21 protein-coding genes, 1 tRNA gene and 1 other RNA gene are annotated in these 24,328 nt (G+C 67.2%); 17 read left to right on the top strand and 6 right to left on the bottom strand.

The genetic code is table 11. The annotated features are described in order from the left end of the window. The first annotated feature begins 49 nt into the window (after positions 1–49). From LN047_RS21610 to LN047_RS21595, 4 genes are all read left to right on the top strand, one after another. A complete protein-coding gene (locus tag LN047_RS21610; RefSeq protein WP_373980139.1) occupies positions 50–976 on the top strand; it encodes a LysR substrate-binding domain-containing protein in 927 nt (308 codons plus the stop codon). 9 nt (positions 977–985) lie between these two features. After that, positions 986–1,969, top strand: a complete 984-nt coding sequence (xerD, locus tag LN047_RS21605; RefSeq protein ID WP_373980138.1) for a site-specific tyrosine recombinase XerD — start codon at positions 986–988, stop codon at positions 1,967–1,969. A gap of 36 nt (positions 1,970–2,005) precedes the next feature. Continuing rightward, positions 2,006–2,494 (top strand): Cys-tRNA(Pro) deacylase, encoded by a 489-nt coding sequence (ybaK, locus tag LN047_RS21600; protein WP_056326773.1) that lies wholly within the window; start codon positions 2,006–2,008, stop codon positions 2,492–2,494. A 126-nt stretch (positions 2,495–2,620) separates the two neighbouring features. After that, positions 2,621–3,199: a DJ-1/PfpI family protein gene (locus tag LN047_RS21595; protein WP_056326776.1), complete on the top strand. Its 579-nt coding sequence runs from the start codon at positions 2,621–2,623 to the stop codon at positions 3,197–3,199. A 98-nt stretch (positions 3,200–3,297) separates the two neighbouring features. On the opposite strand, the gene adhP is transcribed toward LN047_RS21595, so the two are convergent. Then, positions 3,298–4,323, bottom strand: coding sequence for an alcohol dehydrogenase AdhP (adhP, locus tag LN047_RS21590; protein WP_062841720.1), 1,026 nt, complete (start codon positions 4,321–4,323; stop codon positions 3,298–3,300). 196 nt (positions 4,324–4,519) lie between these two features. On the opposite strand from adhP, the gene LN047_RS21585 reads away from it, so the two are divergent. Next, entirely contained in the window at positions 4,520–4,906 is a 387-nt protein-coding gene (locus tag LN047_RS21585; protein WP_056326781.1) for a ribbon-helix-helix domain-containing protein, read from the top strand. Between the two features lie 78 nt (positions 4,907–4,984). Here LN047_RS21585 and pbpG read toward each other — a convergent pair whose 3' ends face one another. Continuing rightward, positions 4,985–6,178 (bottom strand): D-alanyl-D-alanine endopeptidase, encoded by a 1,194-nt coding sequence (gene pbpG / locus LN047_RS21580; protein WP_226846670.1) that lies wholly within the window; start codon positions 6,176–6,178, stop codon positions 4,985–4,987. A 308-nt stretch (positions 6,179–6,486) separates the two neighbouring features. Continuing rightward, a tRNA-Arg gene (locus LN047_RS21575) sits at positions 6,487–6,561 on the bottom strand. Between the two features lie 352 nt (positions 6,562–6,913). Here LN047_RS21575 and LN047_RS21570 point away from each other — a divergent pair. From LN047_RS21570 to LN047_RS21515, 12 genes are all read left to right on the top strand, one after another. Continuing rightward, a complete protein-coding gene (locus LN047_RS21570) occupies positions 6,914–8,119 on the top strand; it encodes an MFS transporter (RefSeq protein ID WP_373980137.1) in 1,206 nt (401 codons plus the stop codon). Between the two features lie 23 nt (positions 8,120–8,142). After that, positions 8,143–8,301 (top strand): hypothetical protein, encoded by a 159-nt coding sequence (locus LN047_RS21565; protein ID WP_175211309.1) that lies wholly within the window; start codon positions 8,143–8,145, stop codon positions 8,299–8,301. A 129-nt stretch (positions 8,302–8,430) separates the two neighbouring features. Then, the gene (locus tag LN047_RS21560) at positions 8,431–11,094 is read left to right on the top strand and encodes a PD-(D/E)XK nuclease family protein (RefSeq protein WP_373980136.1); all 2,664 of its coding nucleotides are present in this window, start codon (positions 8,431–8,433) and stop codon (positions 11,092–11,094) included. Positions 11,095–11,096: 2 nt separating this feature from the next. After that, the gene (locus tag LN047_RS21555; RefSeq protein ID WP_373980135.1) at positions 11,097–14,552 is read left to right on the top strand and encodes a UvrD-helicase domain-containing protein; all 3,456 of its coding nucleotides are present in this window, start codon (positions 11,097–11,099) and stop codon (positions 14,550–14,552) included. A 431-nt stretch (positions 14,553–14,983) separates the two neighbouring features. Then, positions 14,984–15,081: signal recognition particle sRNA small type (ffs, locus tag LN047_RS21550), an RNA gene on the top strand. 151 nt (positions 15,082–15,232) lie between these two features. Beyond that, positions 15,233–17,674: a DNA polymerase III subunit gamma/tau gene (dnaX, locus tag LN047_RS21545; protein WP_373980134.1), complete on the top strand. Its 2,442-nt coding sequence runs from the start codon at positions 15,233–15,235 to the stop codon at positions 17,672–17,674. 42 nt (positions 17,675–17,716) lie between these two features. After that, positions 17,717–18,043: a YbaB/EbfC family nucleoid-associated protein gene (locus LN047_RS21540; protein ID WP_056326789.1), complete on the top strand. Its 327-nt coding sequence runs from the start codon at positions 17,717–17,719 to the stop codon at positions 18,041–18,043. A gap of 21 nt (positions 18,044–18,064) precedes the next feature. Then, positions 18,065–18,673 carry a recombination mediator RecR gene (gene recR, locus LN047_RS21535; RefSeq protein ID WP_056326792.1) on the top strand — a complete coding sequence of 203 codons (609 nt, stop codon included), beginning with the start codon at positions 18,065–18,067 and terminating at the stop codon, positions 18,671–18,673. 67 nt (positions 18,674–18,740) lie between these two features. Continuing rightward, positions 18,741–20,015: a CaiB/BaiF CoA-transferase family protein gene (locus LN047_RS21530; protein WP_223572363.1), complete on the top strand. Its 1,275-nt coding sequence runs from the start codon at positions 18,741–18,743 to the stop codon at positions 20,013–20,015. Continuing rightward, positions 20,012–21,052 carry an ABC transporter substrate-binding protein gene (locus LN047_RS21525; RefSeq protein WP_056326796.1) on the top strand — a complete coding sequence of 347 codons (1,041 nt, stop codon included), beginning with the start codon at positions 20,012–20,014 and terminating at the stop codon, positions 21,050–21,052. The genes LN047_RS21530 and LN047_RS21525 overlap by 4 nt, the downstream gene beginning before the upstream one ends. Next, a complete protein-coding gene (locus LN047_RS21520) occupies positions 21,045–21,854 on the top strand; it encodes an ABC transporter ATP-binding protein (RefSeq protein ID WP_056326799.1) in 810 nt (269 codons plus the stop codon). Before LN047_RS21525 ends, LN047_RS21520 begins: the two co-directional genes overlap by 8 nt. Positions 21,855–21,857: 3 nt before the next feature. Next, entirely contained in the window at positions 21,858–22,652 is a 795-nt protein-coding gene (locus tag LN047_RS21515; RefSeq protein WP_056326801.1) for an ABC transporter permease, read from the top strand. A 25-nt stretch (positions 22,653–22,677) separates the two neighbouring features. On the opposite strand, the gene LN047_RS21510 is transcribed toward LN047_RS21515, so the two are convergent. From LN047_RS21510 to LN047_RS21500, 3 genes are read right to left on the bottom strand one after another with little or no spacing between them, the layout of a single operon-like run. Continuing rightward, on the bottom strand, positions 22,678–23,253 hold the full coding sequence (locus tag LN047_RS21510; RefSeq protein WP_373980133.1) for a biliverdin-producing heme oxygenase: 576 nt from the start codon (positions 23,251–23,253) through the stop codon (positions 22,678–22,680). Between the two features lie 50 nt (positions 23,254–23,303). Continuing rightward, positions 23,304–23,936: a hypothetical protein gene (locus tag LN047_RS21505; RefSeq protein ID WP_373980132.1), complete on the bottom strand. Its 633-nt coding sequence runs from the start codon at positions 23,934–23,936 to the stop codon at positions 23,304–23,306. 10 nt (positions 23,937–23,946) lie between these two features. Continuing rightward, a complete protein-coding gene (locus tag LN047_RS21500; protein WP_227741394.1) occupies positions 23,947–24,303 on the bottom strand; it encodes a response regulator in 357 nt (118 codons plus the stop codon). Between the last annotated feature and the right edge of the window lie 25 nt (positions 24,304–24,328).

Raw genomic sequence — 24,328 nt, 5'->3', positions numbered from 1 at the left:
AACATGCGCGCGCGCCGCGACGGGCCGCATTTCAGGCGGCATTCCCTCCATGAGAAACGGCATTCCCAATCTGAGCGCCCTGCAGGCATTCGAGGCCTCGGCCCGGCTGGGCAGTTTTTCGCGCGCCGCCGAGGAGCTTTCGCTGACCCACAGCGCGGTCTACCGGCAGGTGGCAAGCCTGGAGGCGCGGCTGGGCGTGCAGCTTTTCACCCGGGTGCGCCGCCGCATCGTGCTGACCGACCACGGCGCCGAATATGCCGGCCGCATCCGGCACCATTTGGACCAGATCGAAAAAGACACCTTCGGGCTTGTCAGCCGGACCGGCATGGGGCGCAGCATCCACATTGCCGTCGTGCCCACCCTGGCCACCACCTGGCTGATCCCGCGCCTCGCGGATTTCCAGCGCGAGCACGGCGACATCACCGTCAGCCTGTCCGTGCGCACGCTGCCGTTCCAGTTCAAGGACCAGCCGTTCGACGGCGCGCTGTATCACGGGGACGGGCTCTGGCCTGGCACGCAGGGCGGGCTGCTGTTTCCCGAGCGCGAACTGGTGCCGGTCTGCGCGCCCGAATTGGCCGAACGCGTGGCGCAAGCGGGAGGCGCCGCGCTGACCGGCATGACGCACCTGCATCTGGCCTCGCGGCCGGACGCCTGGCGCCAGTGGTACGCGGCCAATGGCCATCTGTACGGCCCGCAGGCGGCCGGCGGTCCGCGCTACGAGCTTTTCACCATGGTGATGGCGGCGGTGCAGGCTGGGCTGGGCGTCGGGCTGATGCCGCGCTTTCTGGCGCAACCGGCGCTGGACCAGGGCGCGCTCGTCATGCCCGTGCCGCAGTCGCTGGCGGTCAGCCAGGGGTATTACTTCGGCTATCCGCAACGCAGCGAGCGGTCCGAGGCGCTGAAGGTGTTCGAGGCCTGGCTCAAGTCCGCCGCCGCCGGCGTGGGCGAGCGCCTGCCCAACCGCGCCGCGCCGTAGAATCCCGCCATGTCTACCGTCCGCCAGCCGCTGGCCTCCCAGGCCGATATCGACGCCTTCATCGACGCCGTCTGGCTCGAGGATGGCCTTTCCGCCAATACCCTGGCCGCCTACCGCCGCGACCTGACCGGTTTTGCCCGCTGGCTCGAAGACCCCGAGGCCTACGCCCGGGAGCTGGCCGACCGGCACGGTGAACCCGAGCGTGCGCAGACCATGCCCGTCGGGCCGGCCAAGCCGATCCGCGACGCGCAGAAGGCGGATATCGAGGCCTGGTTCGCGTTCCGCCACGAAGAAACCCGCGCCACCACCGCCAACCGCCGGCTGGCGGCGCTGCGCCGCTTCTACGCCTGGGCGCTGCGCGAACACCGCGCCGAACGCGATCCGTGCCTGACGCTGGTGGCCGCCAAGCAACCGCCGCGCATGCCCAAGACGCTGTCCGAGCAGCAGGTGGACGCCCTGCTGCGGGCGCCCGACCTCAGCCAGCCGCGGGGCCTGCGCGACCGCGCCATGCTCGAGACCTTGTATGCCACTGGGCTGCGCGTGTCCGAGCTAGTGGGCGTGCGCTCGCTGGACGTCAGCCTGAACGAAGGCGTGGTGCGGGTGGTGCTGGGCAAGGGTGGCAAGGACCGGCTGGTGCCGCTGGGCGCCGAAGCCGCGCACTGGATTACGCAGTACCTGAATACTGCCCGCCCGGAATTGGCGGCGGGCCGCGTCAGCGATGCGCTTTTCATCACCAGCCGCGCCGAGGCGATGTCGCGGCAGGCGTTCTGGCAACTGGTCAAGAAATACGCTGTGATCGCTGGCGTGCATGCGCCGCTGTCGCCCCACGTGCTGCGCCACGCCTTCGCCACGCACCTTCTGAATCACGGCGCGGACCTGCGCGTGGTGCAGATGCTGCTGGGCCACGCCGACATCTCCACCACGCAGATCTACACCCACGTGGCGCGCGAACGCCTGAAGGCATTGCACGCGGCCCATCATCCGCGCGGCTAGCCGCCGCCCACCATTCCCTTTTCAACCGGCACACCCATGAGCAAAGCCCGCCACGTTTCCGAAACACCCGCCACCCAGTTCCTCAAGCAGCACAAGGTGGCCTACACCGAGCACACCTATGACTACGTCGACCACGGCGGTGCAGGCGAAGCCGCGCGCCAGCTTGGCCTGGACCCGCACGCGGTGGTCAAGACGCTGGTGATGGAGGACGAATCGGCCAAGCCGCTGATCGTGGTCATGCACGGGGACCGCGAAGTCTCCACCAAGAACCTGGCGCGGCAGGCCGGCCTGAAGAAGGTCGAACCCTGCAAGCCCGAGGTCGCGCAGCGCCACTCCGGCTACCAGGTGGGCGGCACGTCGCCCTTCGGCACCCGCAAGAAGATGCCGGTGTGGGTGGAGGCCGAGGTGCTGACGTATCCGGCGGTCTACATCAACGGCGGGCGGCGAGGGTATCTGGTAGGCATCGATCCCAAGGTGCTGGTGGACCTGCTGGGCGCGCGGCCGGTGACGGTGGCGTTGGAGTAGGGCGGCGTTTCGCGGTCGTATCCCGCGCTGGTGGTATCCCATTACCACCCGCCCCGCCGGCTCGGCGCGCACAATGGGACGAGAAGACCAGGAACTGGCCCCCACCCTCATCCCAAGGAGACAATCATGAGCAAACGACTGCTGATGCTGGTCGGCGACTACGCCGAAGACTACGAAACCATGGTGCCGTTCCAGACGCTGCTGACCGTGGGGCACACGGTGCACGCGGTCTGCCCGGACAAGAAGGCCGGCGACACGGTGGCCACCTCCATCCATGATTTCGAGGGCGCGCAGACCTACACGGAAAAGCGCGGCCACAACTTCACGCTGAATTACGACTTCGACCGTGTCGAGCCCTCGTCCTACGACGGGCTGGTGATCCCCGGCGGACGCGCGCCCGAATACCTGCGCCTGAATGAAAAGGTGCTGGATATCGTGCGTGAATTCGACAAGGCCAACAAGCCCATCGCCGCGGTATGCCACGGCGCGCAGATACTGGCCGCGGCCGGCGTGCTGAAGGGCCGCACCTGCTCGGCGTATCCTGCCTGCGCGCCCGAAGTCCGGCTGGCCGGCGGCACTTATGCCGAGATCGCCGTCGACCAGGCCTACACCGACGGCAACCTGGTGTCGGCGCCCGCCTGGCCGGCCCATCCGGCGTGGATGGCGCAGTTTCTGGCGGTGCTGGGCACGAAGATCACGCCCTGACCGCTCGCGCGGGGCGGGCGTGAGAGCGCCAATTCTTTGCGATCAGCCACGGGGTGCGGCAAATGCCGCAGCCCGTGGCGAGTATGGGCGCAAAGCGATCAGGCGAAGTCGAGCACGATGCGGCCTTCGATCTGACCCTTCTTCATGCGGTCGAACACGCTGTTGATGTTGTCCAGGCTTTCCGTGGCGACAGTGGCGTGGACCTTGCCTTCCTCGGCAAACTGCAGCGATTCCTGCAGATCCAGCCGGGAGCCCACGATGGAACCGCGCACCGTCACGCCATTGAGCACCATGTCGAAGATCGACAGCGGGAAGTCCCCTGGCGGCAGGCCATTCAGCGAAATCGTGCCGCCCCGGCGCACCATCCCCAGCGCCTGCTCGAAGGCCTTGGGCGACACCGCCGTGATCAGCGCGCCATGCGCGCCGCCGATTTCCCGCTTCAGGTAGGCGGCCGGATCGGTGTTCATCGCGTTGACGGTGACTTCCGCGCCCAACCGGCGCGCGAAGTCGAGCTTGGCGTCATCGATGTCCACGGCCGCCACGTTCAGGCCCATCGCCTTGGCATACTGCACCGCCATGTGACCCAGGCCGCCAATGCCCGAAATGACCACCCAGTTGCCGGGCCGGGTGTCCGTCATCTTCAGGCCCTTATAAACCGTGACGCCGGCGCACAGCACCGGCGCCACGTCGACAAAGCCGACGTTCTTGGGCAGCAGGCCCACGTAGTCGGCGGCCGCCAGCGCGTATTCGGCAAAGCCGCCGTTGACGGAGTAACCCGTGTTCTGCTGCTGCTCGCAAAGGGTTTCCCAGCCGCCCAGGCAGTGTTCGCAATGTCCGCAGGCGGAATACAGCCACGGGATCCCGACCCGGTCGCCTTCCTTGACGTGGGTGACGCCGGCACCCACGGCCACGACGTGGCCAACGCCCTCGTGGCCGGGAATGAAAGGGGGATTGGGTTTGACGGGCCAGTCGCCTTCCACGGCGTGCAGGTCCGTATGGCAGACGCCGCAGGCTTCGATCTTCACCAGGAGCTCGCCCGGGCCCGGGCGCGGCACGGCGACTTCCTCGATCACCAGGGGTTTACCAAATGCGCGTGCAACTGCGGCCTTCATGGTTTTGTCCATCACTACCTCCGAAGTCTGATCAGTTTCACTATGCTCGAACGCTTGCGCGCTCAAATCCATGATGTACATCAATCGGCGCGGGAAGGTCGAGATCGTTACAGGTTCGGGGCCTTATTGCCGGGGGAGAGGCAATCGTCGTACAGTCGATCGCAGGCGCGCCGGTCCGGCTGCGTGTCGCCGATGCCCAGGAGCTCCCATGTGTGAAATCTTCATCCGCGCCACCGAGCATTCGTATGCCTGCGAAACCCGGTCCTTGCGCCTGCACGGCGTAGCGACCAGCCTGCGGCTCGAGCACCTGTTCTGGCAGGTGCTCGAAGAAATCGCCGGCCGAGACGGCCTGCGGGTCACCCAACTGATCGAACGCCTGTACGACGAACTGGTCGAGTACCGCGGCGAGGCCGCCAACTTCACCTCGTTCCTGCGCGTGTGCTGCCTGCGGTATCAGCTGTTGCAGGCCGAGGGCCGGATCCCGCGCGATGCCAGCGTGCCGATCCGATCGCTCAATGCGAAAGCCGTCCTGGAAGGGCTGCCGCCTTCGCTCTGCGACGCCCAGCCCGTTCCCGCGAAGCGCCGCGCGGCGTGACCAGCTTTGCCGCACCATGCAAAAGGGCCCGATAAGATCGGGCCCTTCGTTTTGCCGTGTGGAGCGGTCAGGCTGGCATCAGCCGCCCGAGGCAATCGACGCCATGGCCACTTCGCTTTGCACGATGCGGCGGATGCGCACGGCATCGCCGATGCGTGAAAGCTTGCCCTGCGAATCCAGCAGCACGATGGCCAGATCGCGGCCGTTGATGCGCGCCAGCATCACCAGGCATTCACCCGCTTCATTGATGTAACCCGTCTTGGACACCTTGATGTCCCAGTCGGGCTTGCGCACCAGCAGGTTGGTGTTGCGGAAGGTCTGCGTGCGGTTGTTGATCTCGACCTCGTACTCGGTATCGGTGGAGTAGCGATGGATCAGCGGGCGCTGCGACGCGGCGCGCAAGAGGCGGGCCAGGTCATGCGGCGACGACACGTTGTTGCTGGACAGGCCCGTCGGCTCGATGAACCGCGTGCTGGTCATGCCCAGCGACTGCGCCTTGGCGTTCATGGCGGCCACGAAGGCGCGCAGCCCGCCCGGATAGTGGCGGCCCAGCGCGTTCGCGGCGCGGTTCTCGGAAGACATCAGCGCCAGATGCAGCATGTCGCCGCGCGACAGCTTGGTGCCCACCCGCAGCCGCGACGTCGTGTGCTTGAGCTCGTCGACGTCCTCGTCGGTGATCTCCAGCATTTCGTCCATCGGCAGGTTGGCGTCCACCACGACGACGGCCGTCATCAGCTTCGAGATGGAAGCGATGGGGCGCACGACGTTTTCGTTCTTGGCGAAGATGACGGTGGAGGTTTCAAGGTCTTGCACGTAAGCGGTGCTGGACCGCAGCGCGGCGGCTTCAGCGCGCGCCGAGGCGGCGGGCGGCGGCATGGCCGCGCTGGCTGCGCCGGCGGCGGCTACGCGCCGGCCGCGTGCGGCCTTGTCCGTCTTGCCGCCCTTGCCGGCAGCGCCTGATTTCTTGGGCGGCGTGCCTTTCGCGGCCACCTGCTTGCCGCTCTTGGGCGGTGCCTTCTTGGCCGACGAGGATTTGGGGGGCGCCTTCTTGGCGGACGGCGCCGCCTGCTTGGCGGCGGCGCTCTTGCCGGAGCCCGCCTTCGGCGCCGGCGCTTTTTTGGCTTGTTGCGCCTTGCAGGCCGCCGACTTGGCGTTGGTCTTGCAAGGGTCGGAATTTTTGGCTGCTTGCGCCGCAGGGGGCAGGAGCGCGCACACCGCCAGCGCGGCAGGCGCTATGGCGTTCGCAATTGCACGTTTCCAGGAAAAGGCCATGGTTGGGCAGGCTTGTGGTCTGTGAGCAAATATTTCTTAAGCCGGCGTTTCGTCGGATCAGAAAAAGTCCAGATGAATTATGGGCTTACGCGTCGAATTTAAACAGCAATTTCAAGTAGTGCGCAAGGCGATTTGCGAGTTTTTCAGAAAAAACACCGTGACGGATTGTGGTCGCATCAATTAGTCACAAGTCGGAAGCCGCAAAGCTAACCGCGCGGCGCGCAAGAGCGTAGCCCGGATTAACCCTCATCTGGCTGAATAGGTGGACTTTTTTGAGAAAAATCTGCGCGCGGAGCCGAGGCCGAAGCTGGCCTCGCCGGGTGGAATCGAACCACCAATTGACCCTTAGGAGGGGCCGGTTATATCCATTTAACTACGGCGAGCGAGGAGGGGGGGCGCAAGGCAGTGCCGTCGCCATCGACGGAAAAGGGCCGCCAAAACTGGGGGCGCTTCGCACTAAGGCCTTGAAATTGCTGCGGAACTTGCGAGCCGAAGTTTAGCACTGCAGACGCGGGCTTCGAAGCAGGACGCAAGTCTATCAGCAGGCGCGGCAACGCCCAAATCACCGCGCGCCGGGCGCTCGCCCGGGATGGCCTCTCGGGTGAAGCTTGTTGCGGCAACGCGGGTATTCACGGACCCGCATGCCGACTTGTATATGATGTCCGCGTCCCACCGCTGCGTGGGGCCGCCCCGAGGAGGGGGCGCAAACCCAAAAAACAACCAGACACGGGTTTCATGTCTAGCCAAACCGATTCGATTTCCGCACGCACCATTGTCTTGGGCACCCTGGTCGTGCTGCTTGCCATGGGGGTGCGCGCCACCTTCGGCCTGTTCATGCAGCCGATGGGCCTGACGCACGGCTGGAGCCGTGAAGTATTTTCGATGGCGTTTGCCCTGCAGAACCTCGTCTGGGGCGTGGCCTGTATCTTCATGGGCATGCTGGCCGACCGTTACGGTTCTGGCCGCACCATTGCGCTGGGCGCCGTGCTGTACATGCTGGGCCTGATCGGCACGCGCTTTGCCACCGACGAGGCCACGCTTTACCTGACCGCGGGCGTGCTGGTCGGACTGGGACAGGCGGGCACCACGTTCCCGGTCATCCTGCCCGTCGTCGCGCGCGCGGTGCCGCCCGCCTACCGCAGCACGGCGATGGGCATCGCCAGCGCGGGCGGTTCGCTCGGCCAGTTTGCCGTGGTGCCGACCGGGCAGCTGCTCATCAGCGGGCTGGACTGGACGGGCGCGCTCTGGGTGCTGTCGCTGTTCGTGGCTTGCGGCGCGCCTTTGGCGTATTTCCTGCGCGGCCGCCCCCAAGCGCACGCCGGTCCGCATCAGTCGCTGGGCACCGCCATCAAGCAGGCCGTGCGCCATCCGTCGTTCCACTTCCTGTTCTGGAGCTACTTCGTCTGCGGCTTTCACACCGCGTTCATCACGCTGCACTTGCCGGCCTATGTGACCGACGGCGGGCTGACGGCGGGGCAGGGCGCCACCGCGATCGCGCTCATCGGCCTGTTCAACGTCCTGGGTTCGTTCTACGCCGGCAAGCTGGGCGGCAAATACAGCAAGAAGCGGCTGCTGGCGGTGGTGTACTTCATGCGCGCGTTCGGCATCCTGTTGCTGCTGTCGGTGCCGCTGACGCCGTGGGTGCTCTATGCCTTCGCGGCTTGGATGGGATTGTTCTGGCTGGGCACGGTGCCGTTGACGCAAGGGCTCATTGGCCAGATCTACGGCTTGCGTTATGCGGCCACGCTCTCGGGCATCGTGTTTCTCGGCCATCAGTTGGGCAGCTTTATTGGCGTGTGGCTGGGCGGTTACGCGTATGCCAAGACCGGCAGCTACGATCTGGTCTGGTGGCTGGGCGTTGCGCTGGCCGTCATCGCGGCGCTGCTCTGCCTGCCCGTGCGCGAGCAGCCGGTCGCGCCGGCGCAGCCCGCCACGGCCTGACCGCGACCTCCCGGAGCCCCGCCATGTCGCACGGACCGCATTCCCAAACCCCTCGCCGCAAAGGCTGGCGAGCGGTGGGCGTGCTGGCGCTGGCCGCGGTGCTGGGGCTGGCGTTCTGGGGCTACACCACGCCCGAGATGCAGATTCACTGGGAAAACCTGGCCGCACTCTGCGGGTTTTGACAGGGCTCGGCTTACCGCAACCGCCGCGTCGCGGCGGCCGCCTCGCGGTATCCTACGGCGGAGATTTTCTCCGCCTTTTTCATTGCTTTCTGTCGCGCGGCTGCCCGCCGCGCGCGCCCTTGGATGACCATGCAGGACGCAGCGCCTTCCTACTCCGATCTCTCGTTGCCGGACATCGCCAGTCTCCCCGCGGCAGACACGCTCGTGCTCACGGTGAACAACCGCCTGTCGCGCCGCCTCACGCTAGAGCTCGCCGGATTGCTGCGCCAGGAACGCCAGGTCAGCGAGCTGCCGCGCATCCTGCCGCTGTCCGCCTGGCTCGCTGAATCCGCCAACGAACTCGCGTTCGAATCCGACGAAGACGTGCCCGCCTACCGGCTGGACAGTTTTGCCACGCAGCTCGTCTGGACCGAAGCCATCCGCCTCGAAGAAGCCGAGCGCGTCCTGCTGGATGCCAGTCAGGCGGCGCGGCTGTCCATGGATGCGGACCTGCTGATGGACGAATGGGCGCTGCAGGTGCCGTCCGGCGCGGACACCGACGAATACCGCGGCTTTGCGCGCTGGCGCGAGCGCTATCGCCACACGCTGGCCGGCATCGATGCCGAAGACGCCAACCAGGGTTACGCGCGCGTGCTGCGCGCCCTCGAAGCCGGACGCCTTGCCACGCCGCGGCAACTGGTGCTTGCCGGGTTTACCGACATCTCGCCCCGCTTTCAGCGCCTGCTGCACGCATTTGAGGCCCAGGGCACGTGTGTGGCGCAATGGCGCGATACCCAGCGTGTGGCGGCAGTGGCGCAGCGCTTCGAGGCCGCGGATCAGGGCGCCGAATGGCGCGCCGCCGCCGACTGGGCGGCCAGCCGTTTGAAGGCCGATCCCGCCGGGCGTTATGCCATCGTGTCGCCGCAACTGGAAGCCGAATCCCCCTTCGCGCGCCGCGTCCTCAGCCAGGCGCTGGCCGGGCGCGACGGCGCGCCTGCGTTTGCGTTCAACGTTGCCGTGGGCCGGCCGCTCGACGAATGGCCCATGGCCCGCGCCGCGCTGGCCTGGCTGCGGGCGCTGGCCGAATGCGCGCAGGGCAAGGGCTGCGGCGTGGGCGTCCTGGGCGCCGCGTTGCTTGCAGGCCATTGCGCCGGCGACGTGCGCGACCGCGCGCGGCTTGCCGCCATCGATGCGCGCTGGCGGCGCCAGGGGCAATTGCATGTCGCCCCGCAAGCATGGCGCAAGTTGCTTGCCGATCTGCCGGCGTTGGCGCAGGCCTGGAACCACGCCACCGAAATCTGGACGCAAGGTGGCCGCCAGGCCACGTGCGACGTCTGGATGCTGCGCATGAAGGCCGCCTTGACGGCACTGGGCTTTCCCGGCGAAGCCCCGCTCGACAGCGTGGGTTATCAGGTCATGGGCGCGCTGGGCGATGCGCTCGGCAGCTTTTCGGCGCTGGCGCCGGCCGCGGGCCGCCTTGGGGGCGTGGCCGCCGTGAACCTGCTGGAAAGCGTGGCGCGGTCCTCCTCGTTCCAGCCGCAGCGCGATCCGCTCGCGCGGCTGGACGTCCTTGGGTTGCTGGAAGCCGAAGGCGGTTACTGGGATGGCGTCTGGCTGCTGGGCCTGACAGACGACGTGTTGCCTGCTTCGCCCAAACCGAACCCGCTGCTGCCGCTTGCCGTGCTGCGCCAGGCCCGGGCGCCGCGCGCCACGCCCGAGCGCGAACGCGAATGGGCCGAAGGCATGTTTGCCGCGCTGTGCCGCTGCGCGCCCGACATCATCGTCAGCCACGCCCACATGGATGGCGAGCGCGAGCTGCGTCCTTCGCCACTGATCGCGGCGCTCTCGCTTACTGACTGGACGCCCGCGCTTACGGCGGCGCAGGCCGTCTTGCCGCAGGAATCGCTCGACGATTCGCAAGGGCCTCCATTGGCGGCCGGCAATCGCGGCGGGGGCGGGCTGGATGTGCTGGACACGCAGGCGCGCAATCCGCTTTGGGCGTTCGTGCGCCATCGCCTCGGCGGCCGGGAGCTCGCGCCCTATGCCGACGCCGCCACCGTCAACGTGCGTGGCCAGTTCCTGCACAAGGCGCTTGAAGTGGTGTGGGGCATGATGCCCGACCAGGACGCGCTGCACGAGCAGCTTGCGGCTGGCCGTCTGCCGGCGTTGCTGGAGCAGGCCGTGGCGCAGGCCGCCGACGAAGAACTCAAGGAATACGCGCCAGCCTTGCGCGTGCTGGAATGCCAGCGCGCCCAGGCCGTGCTGGCCTCATGGCTGGACCTCGAAGCGCAGCGCCTGCCGTTCGCGGTGGCACAGGTCGAAAAAAATCATCAGTGGCAGCGTGGCGCGTTGAACCTGAAGTTGCGGTTGGACCGCATCGACCGTCTGCCCGACGGCCGTAACGTCATCGTCGACTACAAGACCGGCGTGGCGGCGGCCAAGCCCGAGCCCGACTGGTCCCGCAGCCGTCCCGTGAACGTGCAGTTGCCGTTCTATGCATCGGTGCTGGCCGACGCGGCCGGCGGCGAAGCTGCGGGTCTGGTGCTGGCGCAGATCCACGCGCGGCAGGTCGCCGCGCAAGGATTGGCCGACGAAGACCTGGGCATGCCCGGCGTCACACTCGCCAGCGAAAGCAAATACTTCGACGGCCTGTCCTGGCCCGAGATCCGCCAACGCTGGCGCGTGGCGATCGAATCCCTGGCCGACGAATACGTGGCGGGGTACGCGGCCAACGTCGCCTACCGGCGCGACGATTTGAAATACTGCGATGCCTTGCCGTTCCTGCGCTTGCATCTTGACGACGAGGACGCATGAACATGGCCGAACCCGATCGCCTTCCGCATGACCACGCCGCTCGCGCGGCGGCGCTCGACCCCGCGCGGTCCTTCCTCGTCCAGGCGCCCGCAGGCTCGGGCAAGACCGAACTCCTCACCGACCGCATCCTGGCCTTGCTGGCCACGGTGAACCGGCCCGAAGAAATCGTCGCCATCACGTTCACGCGCAAGGCCGCGTCCGAGATGCACGCCCGCGTGCTGAGCAAGCTGCGGCGCGGGCTGGATGCGCCTCCCGAGGCCGCGCACGAACGCCGCAGCTGGGACCTCGCCCGCGCGGCGCTGGCGCGCAATGCCGCACAGGGCTGGCATCTGCTCGAGCATCCCGCGCGTCTCGCCATCCGCACCATCGACTCGTTCTGCGCGGGGTTGGTGCGCAGCATGCCGTGGCTGTCGGAGCTGGGCGGCATGCCGGACATCACGGACGATGCGCGCTCGCACTACGAAGCCGCCGCGCGCGCCACGCTCGATCTCGCGGACGACTACGAGGCCGTGCGCATTTTGCTGCGCCACCTGGACGTCGACGTGCAGGCCGCCAAGGACGCCATCGCCGACATGCTGGGCCAGCGCGATCAATGGCTGCCGCTGCTGCGCCACGGCTCCGACCGCGAGGCCATGGAGGCCATGTTGGCCGAGGCCATCGGCGAAGACCTCGATGCCTTGTGCGCCGCCATGCCCTACGGCTGGTCCGAATCGCTTTGCGGCCCGGCGCGCCTGGCCGCCGCCCATCTGCAGGACACCGAAGACGACAACAAGCTGGCTGCATTGCTGGACTGGACCGAACCACTGCAACCCGACGCCGAACTGCTTGACGCCTGGCGCGCAGTTGCGCACCTGCTGCTGACCGGCACCGGCTCCCTGCGCAAGACCGTCAACAAGAACCTGGGGTTCCCGGCCAAGTGCGCGCACAAGGAACCCTTCGTCGCCTGGCTGGAAGGCGCCGACGCGCAAGCCGCCTGGGTGCGCCGCTTGCACGCCGTGCGCGATATTCCGGCGCCGCATTTCACCGATGCCCAATGGGAAGTGCTGGGCGCGCAGCTCATGACGCTTGCCCTGGCCGTGGCGCAGTTGCGGCTGCGCTTTGCCGAAAAAGGCGAGGTGGACTTCATCGAGATCGCCCAGCGGGCCGCGGCCGCGCTGGGTAGCGCCGACGACCCGGGCGAACTGCTGCTCAAACTCGACGCTTCGATCCGGCATCTGCTCATCGACGAATTCCAGGACACCAGCCAGACGCAGCTCGACCTGCTGCGTACCCTCACGGCAGGCTGGCAGTCTGGCGATGGCCGCAGCCTGTTCCTCGTGGGCGATCCCATGCAGTCGATCTACCGCTTCCGCAAGGCAGAGGTCGGCCTGTTTCTCGAAGTCGCCGACATCGGCGTGGGCGAGGTCAAGCCCGACTTCCTGAACCTCACGGACAACTTCCGTTCGCAGGCAGGCATCGTCGACTGGGTGAACCAGTCATTCGTCGACCTGCTGCCCCGGCGTAGCGACGCTGCCGCCGGCGCCATCGCGTACAGTCCGTCCACGGCCTTCCACCCGGCGCTGCCCGACCCCGCGGTGCGCTTTCATCCGGCATGGTCGCGCGAGGGTGCGCCGCCCCCCGAAGAACAGGCCGAAGACATCGCCGTGGGACTGGTGCGCCAAGCGCTGATCGATCACAAGGGCGCCAAGCACCCCGTCGCGATTCTCGTGCGCGCCCGCAGTCACTTAGGCAACCTCACGCGCCGGCTCGCACAGGAAGGCATACGCTCGCGCGCCGTCGACCTGGTGCCGCTGGCGCTGCGGCCGGTGGTGGCCGACCTGGTGCAACTCGTGCGCGCCGTGTCGCATCCGGCCGACCGCCTCGCTTGGCTGTCCGTGCTGCGCGCGCCCTATTGCGGCTTGACGCTCACCTCGTTGCAGCGGCTCTTTGGCGACGACCACATCACGCCGGTGCCCGTGCTGCTGGAACGCGCCTTGCGCATCGCCCCGCAGCCTATTGCAACGGCAGCGCCCGAGGCATCCGGCCCGCAAGGCTCGCTCTTTGACGCACCCGCCCCAGAACCGCAAGCCCCGTCCGCGCAAGCAATACTCAGCCCCGACGAATTCGCGCGCCTGCGCCAAGTCGCGTCGGTCCTCCTGGACAAACGCAACGCATCGGGCGCCATCCCATTCGCCGCGTGGGTGGAATCGCTGTGGCGCCGCCTGGGCGGCCCCGGCCTTTACGCCGGCCTTTCTGTCGCCAACGACGCCGAAAGCCTGTTCCAACTGGTCGAACGCCTTGCCCCGCACGGCAACATCGACGTGGCCGCCCTGGACGCCGGCATCTCCCGCCTCTTCGCCGCGCCCGACGCGGCGGATGAAGACGAAGGCGCGGTCGAGATCATGACCATGCACAAGTCCAAGGGCCTGCAGTTCGAAACCGTGATCCTGTACGGTCTGCACCGCGCGCCGCGCGGCGATCAGGCTCCCCTGGTGCGCTTCGAACAAAGCGGCGGCCGCGTCCTCTTCGGCCCGGTCAAACCTCGCGCCGAAACAGAAGCGGACCCGGTCTCGCGCTACCTGGGCGCCCGCGAAGCCCGCCGCGCCTCCTACGAAATAGACCGTCTCCTCTACGTCGCCGCCACCCGCGCCCGCAAACGTCTGCATCTGGTCGGACACGTATCGATCGACGAAGCCTCTGGCCAAATCAAGACCCCGCCCGCAGCCAGCCTGCTGGGCCGCCTGTGGCCGTGCCTGACCCCGCCCATTCCACCTTCGCTGAATGGCGAAACCGTGCAAGAAGAAGCCGACGCCCCCGAATGGCAAGGCGAACCCCTGCGACGCATCGACAACGCCGGCCTCGCGCAGCTGCAACGCCAATCCAGCATCACCATGAGCGCCGGCTTCGCCACGGCCACCCGAGGCGCCTGGGGCGAAGCCGCCGAACATCCCGCCTGGCAACTCGAAGCCGGCTACGACGCCGCCATCGGCACCCTGGCCCACGCCTGGCTGGCCCGCATCGGCCAGGACGGCATACAAGCCTGGCCCCCCGAAGCCCTCACGCCCCGCCTGCCCGCCATGCGCCGCCAACTCACCCGAGCCGGCATCCCCGCCAGCCAGGCAGACGCCGCCGCCGAGGCCGTCCTGGAAACGCTGCAAGCCACCCTGGCAGAAGAGCGCGGCCTCTGGCTCCTATCCCAGTCCGGCGCCCGCCGCGAATGGCCCCTCATCGACGCAGCAGGAAAAGTCTCGGTTATCGACTTGGCGCTCAGCACCGAAGACGGCTGGCTGATCGTCGACTACAAAACCGGCCGTCCCCACCCCGGAGAATCCCCCGCCGCCTTCGCAATCCGCATGCGCCAACGCCACGGCGAACAATTGCAGCGCTACTGCACCCAAGTCACCGCCCTGGACGGCCGCAGCGCCCGAGCCGCGTTGTACTTCCCGCGCGCAAAGGCGTGGATAGATCTGCTGGAGTAACGCGCAACAAGGCGAGCACAACGGCGAGCGAAGCAACGCCCCAAGCAAAAGCAACTGCGGCATTCGAGGCAACCATGCGAAGCGAGTAAAAAGGGGCGAGCGAAGCAACGCCTCCGTCAAAAGCAGCCCCGCATAGAGAGCAAGGCAAAGCGAAGCGAGCCAAAAGGGCAAGCGAAGCAACGCCCCGCGCGCTAAGCAGTGCCGGATAGGAGCAAGGCAAGCGAAGCAACGCCCCCGCGCCAAGAAATTGCCCCATGCAAAGCAGCCAAGCAAGGCAAAGCGAAGCGAGCCGAAGGGGCAAGCGAAGCAAAGCCCCCACCCCCTCCCCCTCGGGGGGAGGGCCGGGGAGGGGGCCCACATATTGCCCCTCGGGGCCCGCCTGCCGAGATTCGAGCGAGCGCGCGAAGCGCAGCTCTGCTAGAATCTCGGCTGGCGGGCCCCTTCGCATGGTTCGACGGTGAACCTGGTCAGGTCGGGAACGAAGCAGCCATAGTCGTTTAGGGTCAGTGCCGGAGTAAGGCTCGCCAACCGGATTCTTCAAGGCAGTAGCGTTTGCTACATCGCTTTCACAGGGGACGGGGTTATTTTCCAAGGATTCGCTCCACGGGAATAAGCCCGTCCCCTTTGCATTCCAGCCCGCTCGATCAACGGGTTCAACAATCAGGCTCTACAATCCAGCCATGACTTATCTGGTATTGGCCCGCAAGTGGCGGCCGCGATCGTTCGATACCCTGGTGGGACAGGATCACGTGGTGCGCGCGCTCACCCATGCGCTCGACACGCAACGCCTGCATCACGCCTGGCTGTTCACCGGAACCCGGGGCGTTGGCAAGACCACGCTCTCGCGCATCCTGGCCAAATCGCTCAACTGCGAAACCGGCATCACCTCCAAGCCTTGTGGCGTCTGCCGCGCCTGCACCGAGATCGATGCAGGCCGCTTCGTCGACTACCTTGAGTTGGACGCCGCGTCCAACCGCGGCGTCGAGGAAATGACGCAGCTCCTGGAGCAGGCGGTCTATGCGCCCGGCGCGGGACGCTTCAAGGTCTACATGATCGACGAAGTCCACATGCTGACCGGGCACGCGTTCAACGCCATGCTCAAGACGCTGGAAGAGCCGCCGCCGCACGTCAAGTTCATCCTGGCCACCACCGATCCGCAGAAGATCCCGGTGACGGTTTTGTCGCGCTGCCTGCAATTCAATCTGAAGCAGATGCCGGCCGACTCCATCGTCGGCCATCTGCAGGCCGTGCTTGGCCAGGAAGACGTGGGCTTTGAGATCCCGGCCCTGCGGCTGATCGGGCAGGCCGCGTCGGGTTCGATGCGCGACGCCTTGTCGCTCACCGACCAGGCCATTGCCTACAGCGCGGGCAACCTGACCGAGGACGCCGTGCGCGGCATGCTCGGCACCATCGACCAGCGCCATCTCGTCCGCCTGCTCGACGCCTTGTCCTCGGGCGACGCCAAGGGCGTGCTGGCCGTGGCCGATGAACTCGCGATCCGCGGGCTGTCGTATGCCGGCGCGCTGGCCGACCTGGCCGTGCTGCTGTCGCGCGTCGCGATCGAGCAGCGCGTGACTGGCGTCACCGCCGCCGAAGATCCGCTGGCCGCCGACATCGCCCGTCTGGCGCAGGCGCTCCATCCGGACGCCGTGCAACTCTTCTATTCCGTCGCGGTGCACAGCCGCGGCGAATTGACGTTGGCGCCTGACGAATACGCAGGCTTCATCATGGCCTGCCTGCGCATGCTGGCGCTCAATGGCGATGCTGGCCCGCAGACGGCGCTGGAAGCGCCCGCCGCACCCGCCCGCCAGACGGCAGCGCCCGCCGCAGCTGCGGCCATCGCCGCGCCCTCGGGCGCCGAGGCAGGCGCTTCTACCCCAGCTGCTGCGTCAACGGCCGCTGCGTCGACGGCGGCTGCGCCGACTGCCGCGGTATCGACCGCCGCGGCATCGACCATCGCGGTATCGACCGCCGCTGTGCCGGCATCCGCGCAGTCGCCAGAGGCTCAGTCGGCAGCCGCCGGTCAGCCCATCGCAGCGACATCCGACGTCGGCACTGCCGGCGCCCCGGCAGCCAACGCCAGCACGCCATTCGATGGCGCAGCCGCCGCCACGCCGGCAGACGGCTCCGCGTCCTCGCCCGACGCCGCCCATACCCCCTCGACATCGTCGGCATACGAAGCGGCAGCCCCCGCGCAACCGGCCCCGCCGGCCGCCGCGGCTCCGGCGCAATCACCCGCCGCGTCTGCCCCGCAATCCGCGGATCCCCACAGTGTCCCGCCTTGGGAAGACCTCCCCGCGGACGCCGCGCAGGCGCCCGGCAACGGGTCAACGCACGGCGTAGCAACGGCTGCCGCAGCAACGGCTGCCGCAGCAACGGCTGCCGCAGCAACCGCCGCAACCCCGGACACTCCACCCGCCGACGCCGCTTCACCACACCCGGTCTCCGCCAAAGCGCAAAATTCCGCCGCCCTGGCCGTGACGCCCGCCGCGGCGGCGATCGCCCCGGCCGTGGCCGACGCCGAAGGTCCCCCGGCATGGGTCGATGAAGAAATTCCTTTCGAAGCCGAAGGCGGGTTCATGCCTGACAGCGGTTTCACGTCCGACCCCGACGACGATTTTGAAACGCTGGCCACGTCGCCGTCCCCCGCACCCGCACCGCCCGCCGCCCGCCGCGATGGCCCCGCGCCCGCGCGCAAGCGCCAGTCGCGCGCGCCGCGCCTGGCAGACATGGACGCGGCGTCCTGGCCCGAACTGGCCGCACGGCTGCCGGTGACCGGCCTGGCCTCGGAACTGGCGCGCCAGAGCGAATGGGCCGGCGTGCAGGGCGACGCCATCATCCTGCGCGTGGCCGTCAAGACCCTGGCCGAAAGCGAAAGCCGCGTGCGGCTGCAGACCGTCCTGTGCGAACATTTCGGGCAGGGCATCCGGCTGGACGTGCGGGTCGGCGTCACCGGCGATGCCACGGCGTATGCCGTGGCTCAGGCCGAGAGCGCGGCGCGCCAGCTGGCGGCCGAAAACGCCGTGGCCGACGATCCCTTTGTGCAAGCGCTGTTGGCGGATTTCGGAGGCCATGTCGTGCCTGGCTCGATCCGCCACGTTGATTCATCGGCCGCCGCCTGACGGCGGCCAACCTCATTCCCCTCGTTCAAGGAAGCTCCCATCATGATGAAAGGACAACTCGCCGGCCTGATGCGCCAAGCGCAGCAGATGCAGGAAAACATGAAGAAGGCGCAGGACGCGCTGGCCGACATTCAGGTCGAAGGCGCCTCGGGCGGCGGTCTGGTGAAGGTCACGATGACCTGCCGTCACGACGTCAAGCGCGTCGAGATCGATCCGTCGCTGCTGGCCGACGACAAGGACATGCTGGAAGACCTGGTCGCCGCCGCGTTCAACGACGCGCTGCGCAAGGCCGAAGCCACCTCCCAGGAGAAGATGGCGTCGGTGACCGCCGGCATGCCGCTGCCCCCGGGCATGAAGCTGCCGTTCTGATAGCCGCTGCCATAGGCTGCAATGGATCCCTTACTGCCTGAACCCGAGCCGCTGGTCTCGCTGATCGAAGCGCTGCGTCGCCTGCCTGGCGTGGGCGTGCGATCGGCCAGACGCATGGCCTACCACCTGTTGCAGCATGATCCGCAAGGCGCGGACATGCTGGGGCGGGCGCTTGCCGGCGCGGTGCGGGATCTGAAGCACTGCGCGCGCTGCAACAGCTTTTCCGAAGACGAGGTCTGCGCGACCTGCTCCAACGCCAAGCGTGATCCCTCGCTGCTGTGCATCGTGGAAACGCCGGCCGACCAGAACATGATCGAGTCCAGTCACGGCTATCGTGGCTTGTACTACGTGCTCATGGGCCGCGTCGCGCCGCTGGAAGGCATCGGCCCGCGCGAGCTGGATTTCGACCGCGTGATCAAACGCGCGACCGACGGCGTGGTGCAGGAGGTCATCCTGGCCACCAACTTCACGGCAGAAGGCGAGACCACCGCGCACTTCCTGGGCGAGGCGCTTGGCGAGCGCGGCTTGCGGGTCACGCGCCTGGCGCGTGGTGTGCCCGCCGGCAGCGAACTCGAATACGTCGACGCCGGCACCATCGCCTGGGCCCTGATGGAGCGCAAGACCACCTGACGCTCGCGGTACCAGAACGCCCGCCGGCAACGCATCGGCAGGGCAACCAATGTGAGGAAGACAAACCATGTCAGCGCTGACCGGACTCAAAGTCCTGGAACTCGGCACGCTTATCGCCGGCCCGTTCGCCGCGCGCATCTTCGGCGAATTCGGCGCCGACGTCATCAAGGTGGAAACCCCGCACGGGCCTGACGGCACGGGCGGCGGCGATCCCATCCGCAGCTGGCGCCATCTGCACGAGGGCAATTCCTTGTGGTGGACGGTGCAGGCCCGCAACAAGCAATCCATCGCGCTCAACCTGAAAGACCCCCGCGCCCAGGAGATCGCCCGCAAGCTGGCGCTGGACGCCGATGTGGTGGTCGAAAACTACCGCCCCGGCGTCCTGGAAAAGTGGGGGCTGGGCTACGAACAGCTACGAGCCATCAACCCCGCGCTCATCATGGTCCGGCTGTCCGGCTACGGCCAGACCGGCCCCATGAAGGATCAGCCCGGCTTTGGCGCCATCGGCGAATCAATGGGCGGCCTGCGCTACGTGTCCGGCCATCCGGACCGTCCGCCGCTGCGCGTGGGCATCTCCATCGGCGACTCCATCGCTGCGCTGCATGGCGTGATCGGCGCGATGATGGCGCTGCGCCATCGCGACGCCACCGGCGGCCGCTGGAATGGCAAGACGGGCGATGAATGCCGGGCAGGGCAGGGCCAGATGGTTGACGTGGCCCTGTACGAAGCCGTGTTCAACATGATGGAAAGCCTGGTTCCCGAATACGACGTGGCCGGCGTGGTGCGCGAGCGTACGGGCGGCGCGCTGCCCGGCATCGTGCCGTCCAACACCTACACCACCCGCGACGGCCAGAACATCGTGATCGCCGGCAATGGCGACGCGATCTTTCATCGCCTGATGCGGGCCATCGGCCGCGACGATCTGGCCGAGGATCCGGACCTGGTGCGCAACGACGGCCGCGCGCGGCGTGTCCAGGAGATCGACGGCGCCATCCAGCAATGGTGCGACGGACGCGGCATCGAATCGGCACTTGAGACGCTCAAGCGCGCCGACGTGCCGGTCGGCAAGATCTACAGCGTGGCCGATATGTTCAGCGATCCGCAGTTCCTTGCGCGCCGCATGATCGAGCAGCATCGCCTCGCCGACGGCAGCCCCGTCAAGCTGCCCGGCGTGGTTCCCAAGCTCTCGGAAACGCCCGGCCAGACGCGCTGGGTAGGCCCGAAATTAGGGGAACATACCGAGGAAGTCCTGAAATCGCTGGGGTATGATTCAGCGGCTATCGACGAGCTGGCGAAGACCGGCGCTATCGGAAAATCCGACAACCAGGAGACAAACCAATGACAGTCACCCGCCGTGAACTGCTCAAGATGGCCGGCGCTGCCGGCGTCATGGGCATGGCCCCTGCCATCGTGCGCGCGCAGAAACTCGAAAAGACCAAGGTTCAGATCGCAGTCGGCGGCAAGCCGCTGATCTACTACCTCCCGCTGACGATTGCCGAGGTGCGCGGCTACTTCAAGGACGAAGGGCTGGACGTCAGCATCGCCGACTTCGCCGGCGGCTCCAAGGCCTTGCAGGCCGTGGTGGGCGGCAGCGCCGACGTGGTCTCGGGCGCCTTCGAGCACACGCTGTCCATGCATTCCAAGGGCCAGGCCTATCGCGCCTTCGTGCTGCAAGGCCGCGCGCCGATGATCGGCGTGGGCGTGTCCAAGAAGAACATCCCGGGCTACAAGGGCCCGGCCGACCTGAAGGGCAAGAAGATCGGCGTGACCGCGCCGGGTTCGTCCACCAACATGGTCGTCAGCTTCTTCCTGGCCAAGCATGGACTTAAGGCCTCGGACGTTTCCTTCATCGGCGTGGGCGCCGGCGCGGGCGCCGTGACCGCCGTTCGCAGCGGCCAGATCGACGCCATCTCCAACACGGACCCGGTGGTCTCGATGCTGGAAATGCCCGGCGAGATCCAGATCATCGTCGACACGCGCACGCTCAAGGACACGCAGGAGATTTTCGGCGGCAACATGCCGGCCGGTTGCCTGTACGCGCCGCAGGCGTTCATCGACGCCAACCCCAACACTGTCCAGGCGCTGACCAATGCAATTGTCCGCGCCGACAAGTGGATCCAGAAGGCCGGCCCCGACGAAATCGCCAAGGTCGTGCCGGAAACCTATCTGCTCGGCGATCCGGCCGTGTACAAGGCCGCGCTCGGCAAGAGCATGGAAGGCCTGTCGCCTGACGGCATGATTCCGGAAGATGGCGCGGCCACCGCGCTCAAGGCGCTGGCCGCCTATCAGACTGACTTCGACAGCGCGAAGGTCGATCCGTCGAAGGTATGGACCAACGATTTCGCGCGCCGCGCCAACGAGAAGTATGCCAATGGCTGAAGCTGCACTGTCGCTGGAAAACATAAGTTGCACCTTTGTCTCGCGTGACGACCGGTCGCAGCGCTACACCGCGGTCAGCGACACGACCCTGGCCATTGCGCCAGGTGAGTTCGTGTCCGTGGTGGGCCCGACCGGTTGCGGCAAGTCCACGCTGCTCAACGTCAGCGCCGGTTTGTTGGCGCCGTCGTCGGGGCAGGTGAAGGTATTCGGCCAGCCCCTTGCCGGCATCAACGAACGCGCCGGCTACATGTTCCAGGGCGAGGCGCTCTTGCCCTGGCGCAGCGCGCTGGACAACGTCATCGCCGGCCTGGAGTTCGCCGGCGTGGCCCGATCCGAAGCGCTGGATCGCGGACGCGAATGGATGCGCCGCGTCGGCCTGGGCGGCTTCGAGGGCCGTTACCCGCACCAGATGTCGGGCGGCATGCGCAAGCGCGCCATGCTGGCGCAGACGCTGATCCGCGACCCGGACATCATCCTCATGGATGAACCGTTCTCCGCGCTGGACATCCAGACGCGCCAGCTCATGGAGAACGAGGTCCTGGATCTGTGGATGGCCAAGCGCAAGGCGGTGCTGTTCATCACCCATGACCTGGACGAAGCCATCGCGATGAGCGATCGCGTGATCGTGCTGTCGGCCGGTCCGGGCACCCATCCCATCGGAGAATTTGCCATCGATCTGCCGCGTCCTCGCGATGTGGCCGAAGTGCGCATCGACCCGCGTTTCGTCGAGCTGCATGCCGCCATCTGGGGTGTGCTGCGCGAGGAAGTGCTCAAGGGCTATGCCCAACAGAAGCGAGCCTGAACCATGCCCAAACTGAATAAATCCGGTTCCGGCAGCCTGCGCATCTGGCAATTGCTGCTTCTGGTCATCATCCTGGCCGTCTGGCATTTCGCGTCGCGCGATCCCAAGGTCGCCTTCTTCTTTGGCGAGCCGCTGAAGGTCTGGGGGCGGATCTGGGCGTGGTTCGTCACCAATGCCGACATCTACACCCACTTGGCCGTCACGCTGACCGAGACCGTGCTGGCATTTTTCATCGGCACGATCGCGGGTCTGGGCTTTGGTCTGTGGCTGGGGCTATCGCCGCGCGCCAGTGCCATCCTCGACCCGTACATCAAGGCGGCCAACTCGATGCCGCGCGTCATCCTGGCGCCCATCTTCGGCATGTGGTTCGGCCTGGGCATCTGGTCCAAGGTGGCGCTGGCCGTGACGCTGGTGTTCTTCATCGTGTTCTTCAACGTCTACCAGGGCGTGCGCGAAGTCAGCCCCACCTTGCTGGACAACGCCCGCATGCTGGGCGCGCGCAAGCGCCAGTTGCTGCGCCATGTATATCTGCCGTCGGCCACAAGCTGGGTGTTCTCCAGCCTGCATACGTCGGTGGGGCTTGCTTTCGTGGGCGCGGTCGTGGGCGAATACCTCGGGTCGGCAAGCGGCGTGGGCTACCTGATTCTGCAAGCCGAGGGCACGTTCGACGTGAACACCGTGTTTGCCGGCATCATCGTGCTGACGGCCTTTGCACTGATCCTGGACACTATCGTCGGGGTCGGCGAAAAGCGCTTGATGAAGTGGCAGCCCAAGTCGGGCGAAACCGAAAAGCTATAGATGCCTTGCCGGTGCGCTGCCGGGCTCAGGCCCGCAGCGCACCCTGGCTGCGCAGCCAGCCGGTCAGGCTGTCGAACGCGTCACGGGCGCCTTGCAGCGCTTGCGCCTCGCGGTCCCGCGCGCCAGCCTCGCTGTCCAGATACAGCAAGAACGCCTTCCACAGCGGTCCCACTTCTTCTTCATAGCCGCGCAGGTACCGCTGGGGCAGTTCGGGCGCCGCCGCCTGCAGCCGCTTGGCCAGGAACCGGCCGCCCAACTGCGAACCTTCCACGACGTACGCGACGCCCAAAGCGTAGGCGTCGGGCGCTGCCACCTGCGGCGGATGCGCGCAATGCACGATGGGCGCGGTATCGCCGGCCGCCTGCAGGTCTTCGTACAGCCAGGTGGTCTTGCCGGCGCGTTCCGGCGCACGCAGTTCCCGCGGCCATTCCAGTTGCCAGAGCCGCTCTTCCAACGGTTCCAGCCATCCCAGAAGCGCACGCAGGTAAGCCAGATAGTTGCCCCGGTCCACATCGCCGTCGGCCAGCGCCAGGCCATGATCCAGCGTTTCGTGACGGTCGCGGGTGCCTTCGCGCAGCACCTGGTGGACGGGAGAAATCATGGCGTTCTTGAAGTGAAGGGTCTTGACGAGACGAGTCTCGATGGAATCGGTTAAGCGGGCAGATGCAGCGACCAGCAGCGGTCCTGGCGTTCCAGCCGCCAGCCCGCCGCCGTCGCAAGCAGCTCGACTTCCTGGGCGTCGAACGCGGGCGGCCGTTCGGAGGCCGCTTCGCCGTCGGGGACGCGGGCGCGCCAGACGCCGGGTTCGGAGGCATCCAGTTCAAGGTGGGTGTCGGCCGGCACCAGCGGCAACAGGCACAACAGCCACGCCAGCACCAGGTAACGGGTGCTGAACAGCGGCACGTCGGCGTGGGCGACTTGCTCCGGCCAGCGAATGCCGTGGTGCGACAACAGCAGATGCGAAAACATCAGCTTGCGGCAGTCCTGCAGCAGGTCGCCGCACGCCACGTTGGCGCCGCCGTCGCTCAGCCATCCTTCCAGGTCGCGCACCACGTTCACGCTTTCGTCCAGCATGTCGGAAAGATCGCCGGCGAGGCGTTCGCAGCGTTGTTGCACGGCTTCGTCGCTGGCGCCTTCAGGGGCCTGGCGCAGCATGGCGGCCGCGAGAGAGGCGCTGGACAGCGGGCCCAGGACTTCGTGGCGCAGCACCGGAAAGATCTGGCTGAGCACCTTGAGCTGCACGCCCTTCACGGCCAGTCGGCCAAGGGTGTCGGATTGCATCATGGAAGAACCGTCAGTTGGCCTCGTGCAGAATGGCCAGGAGCGCGTCGGGGTCCGCCGGCTTTTCGATCCATCCGGTGAAGATGCCATTGATGGCATCGCGTCGTTCGTGCCGCGCCAGGCCGCTCAGCGCGTAGATGCGCGGCGGATTGGCGCGTTCGCGCAGGCGCTTGGCGAGCTCGTAGCCGTCCATGTCGGGCAGCAGGATATCCAGCAGCACGGCATCCGGCGCAAACGTGCCGACCAGCTCCAGGGCTTCGGCGCCGGTGGCGGCGCACCGCGTCTCCAGGTTCGAAAGCGCCAGGAACTCGGCCAGCAGTTCCGATCCCATTTCGTTGTCGTCCACCAGCAGGACGCGCATGGCGCGCACTTCGTTCAAGTTATGTCTCCCAGGT

The sequence above is a fragment of the Achromobacter sp. JD417 genome (genome assembly GCF_041879325.1).
GTDB lineage: Bacteria > Pseudomonadota > Gammaproteobacteria > Burkholderiales > Burkholderiaceae_B > Achromobacter > Achromobacter mucicolens.
The sequence above is the reverse complement of the archived record's forward strand: the minus strand, read 5'-3'. Positions and strand labels throughout refer to the sequence as shown.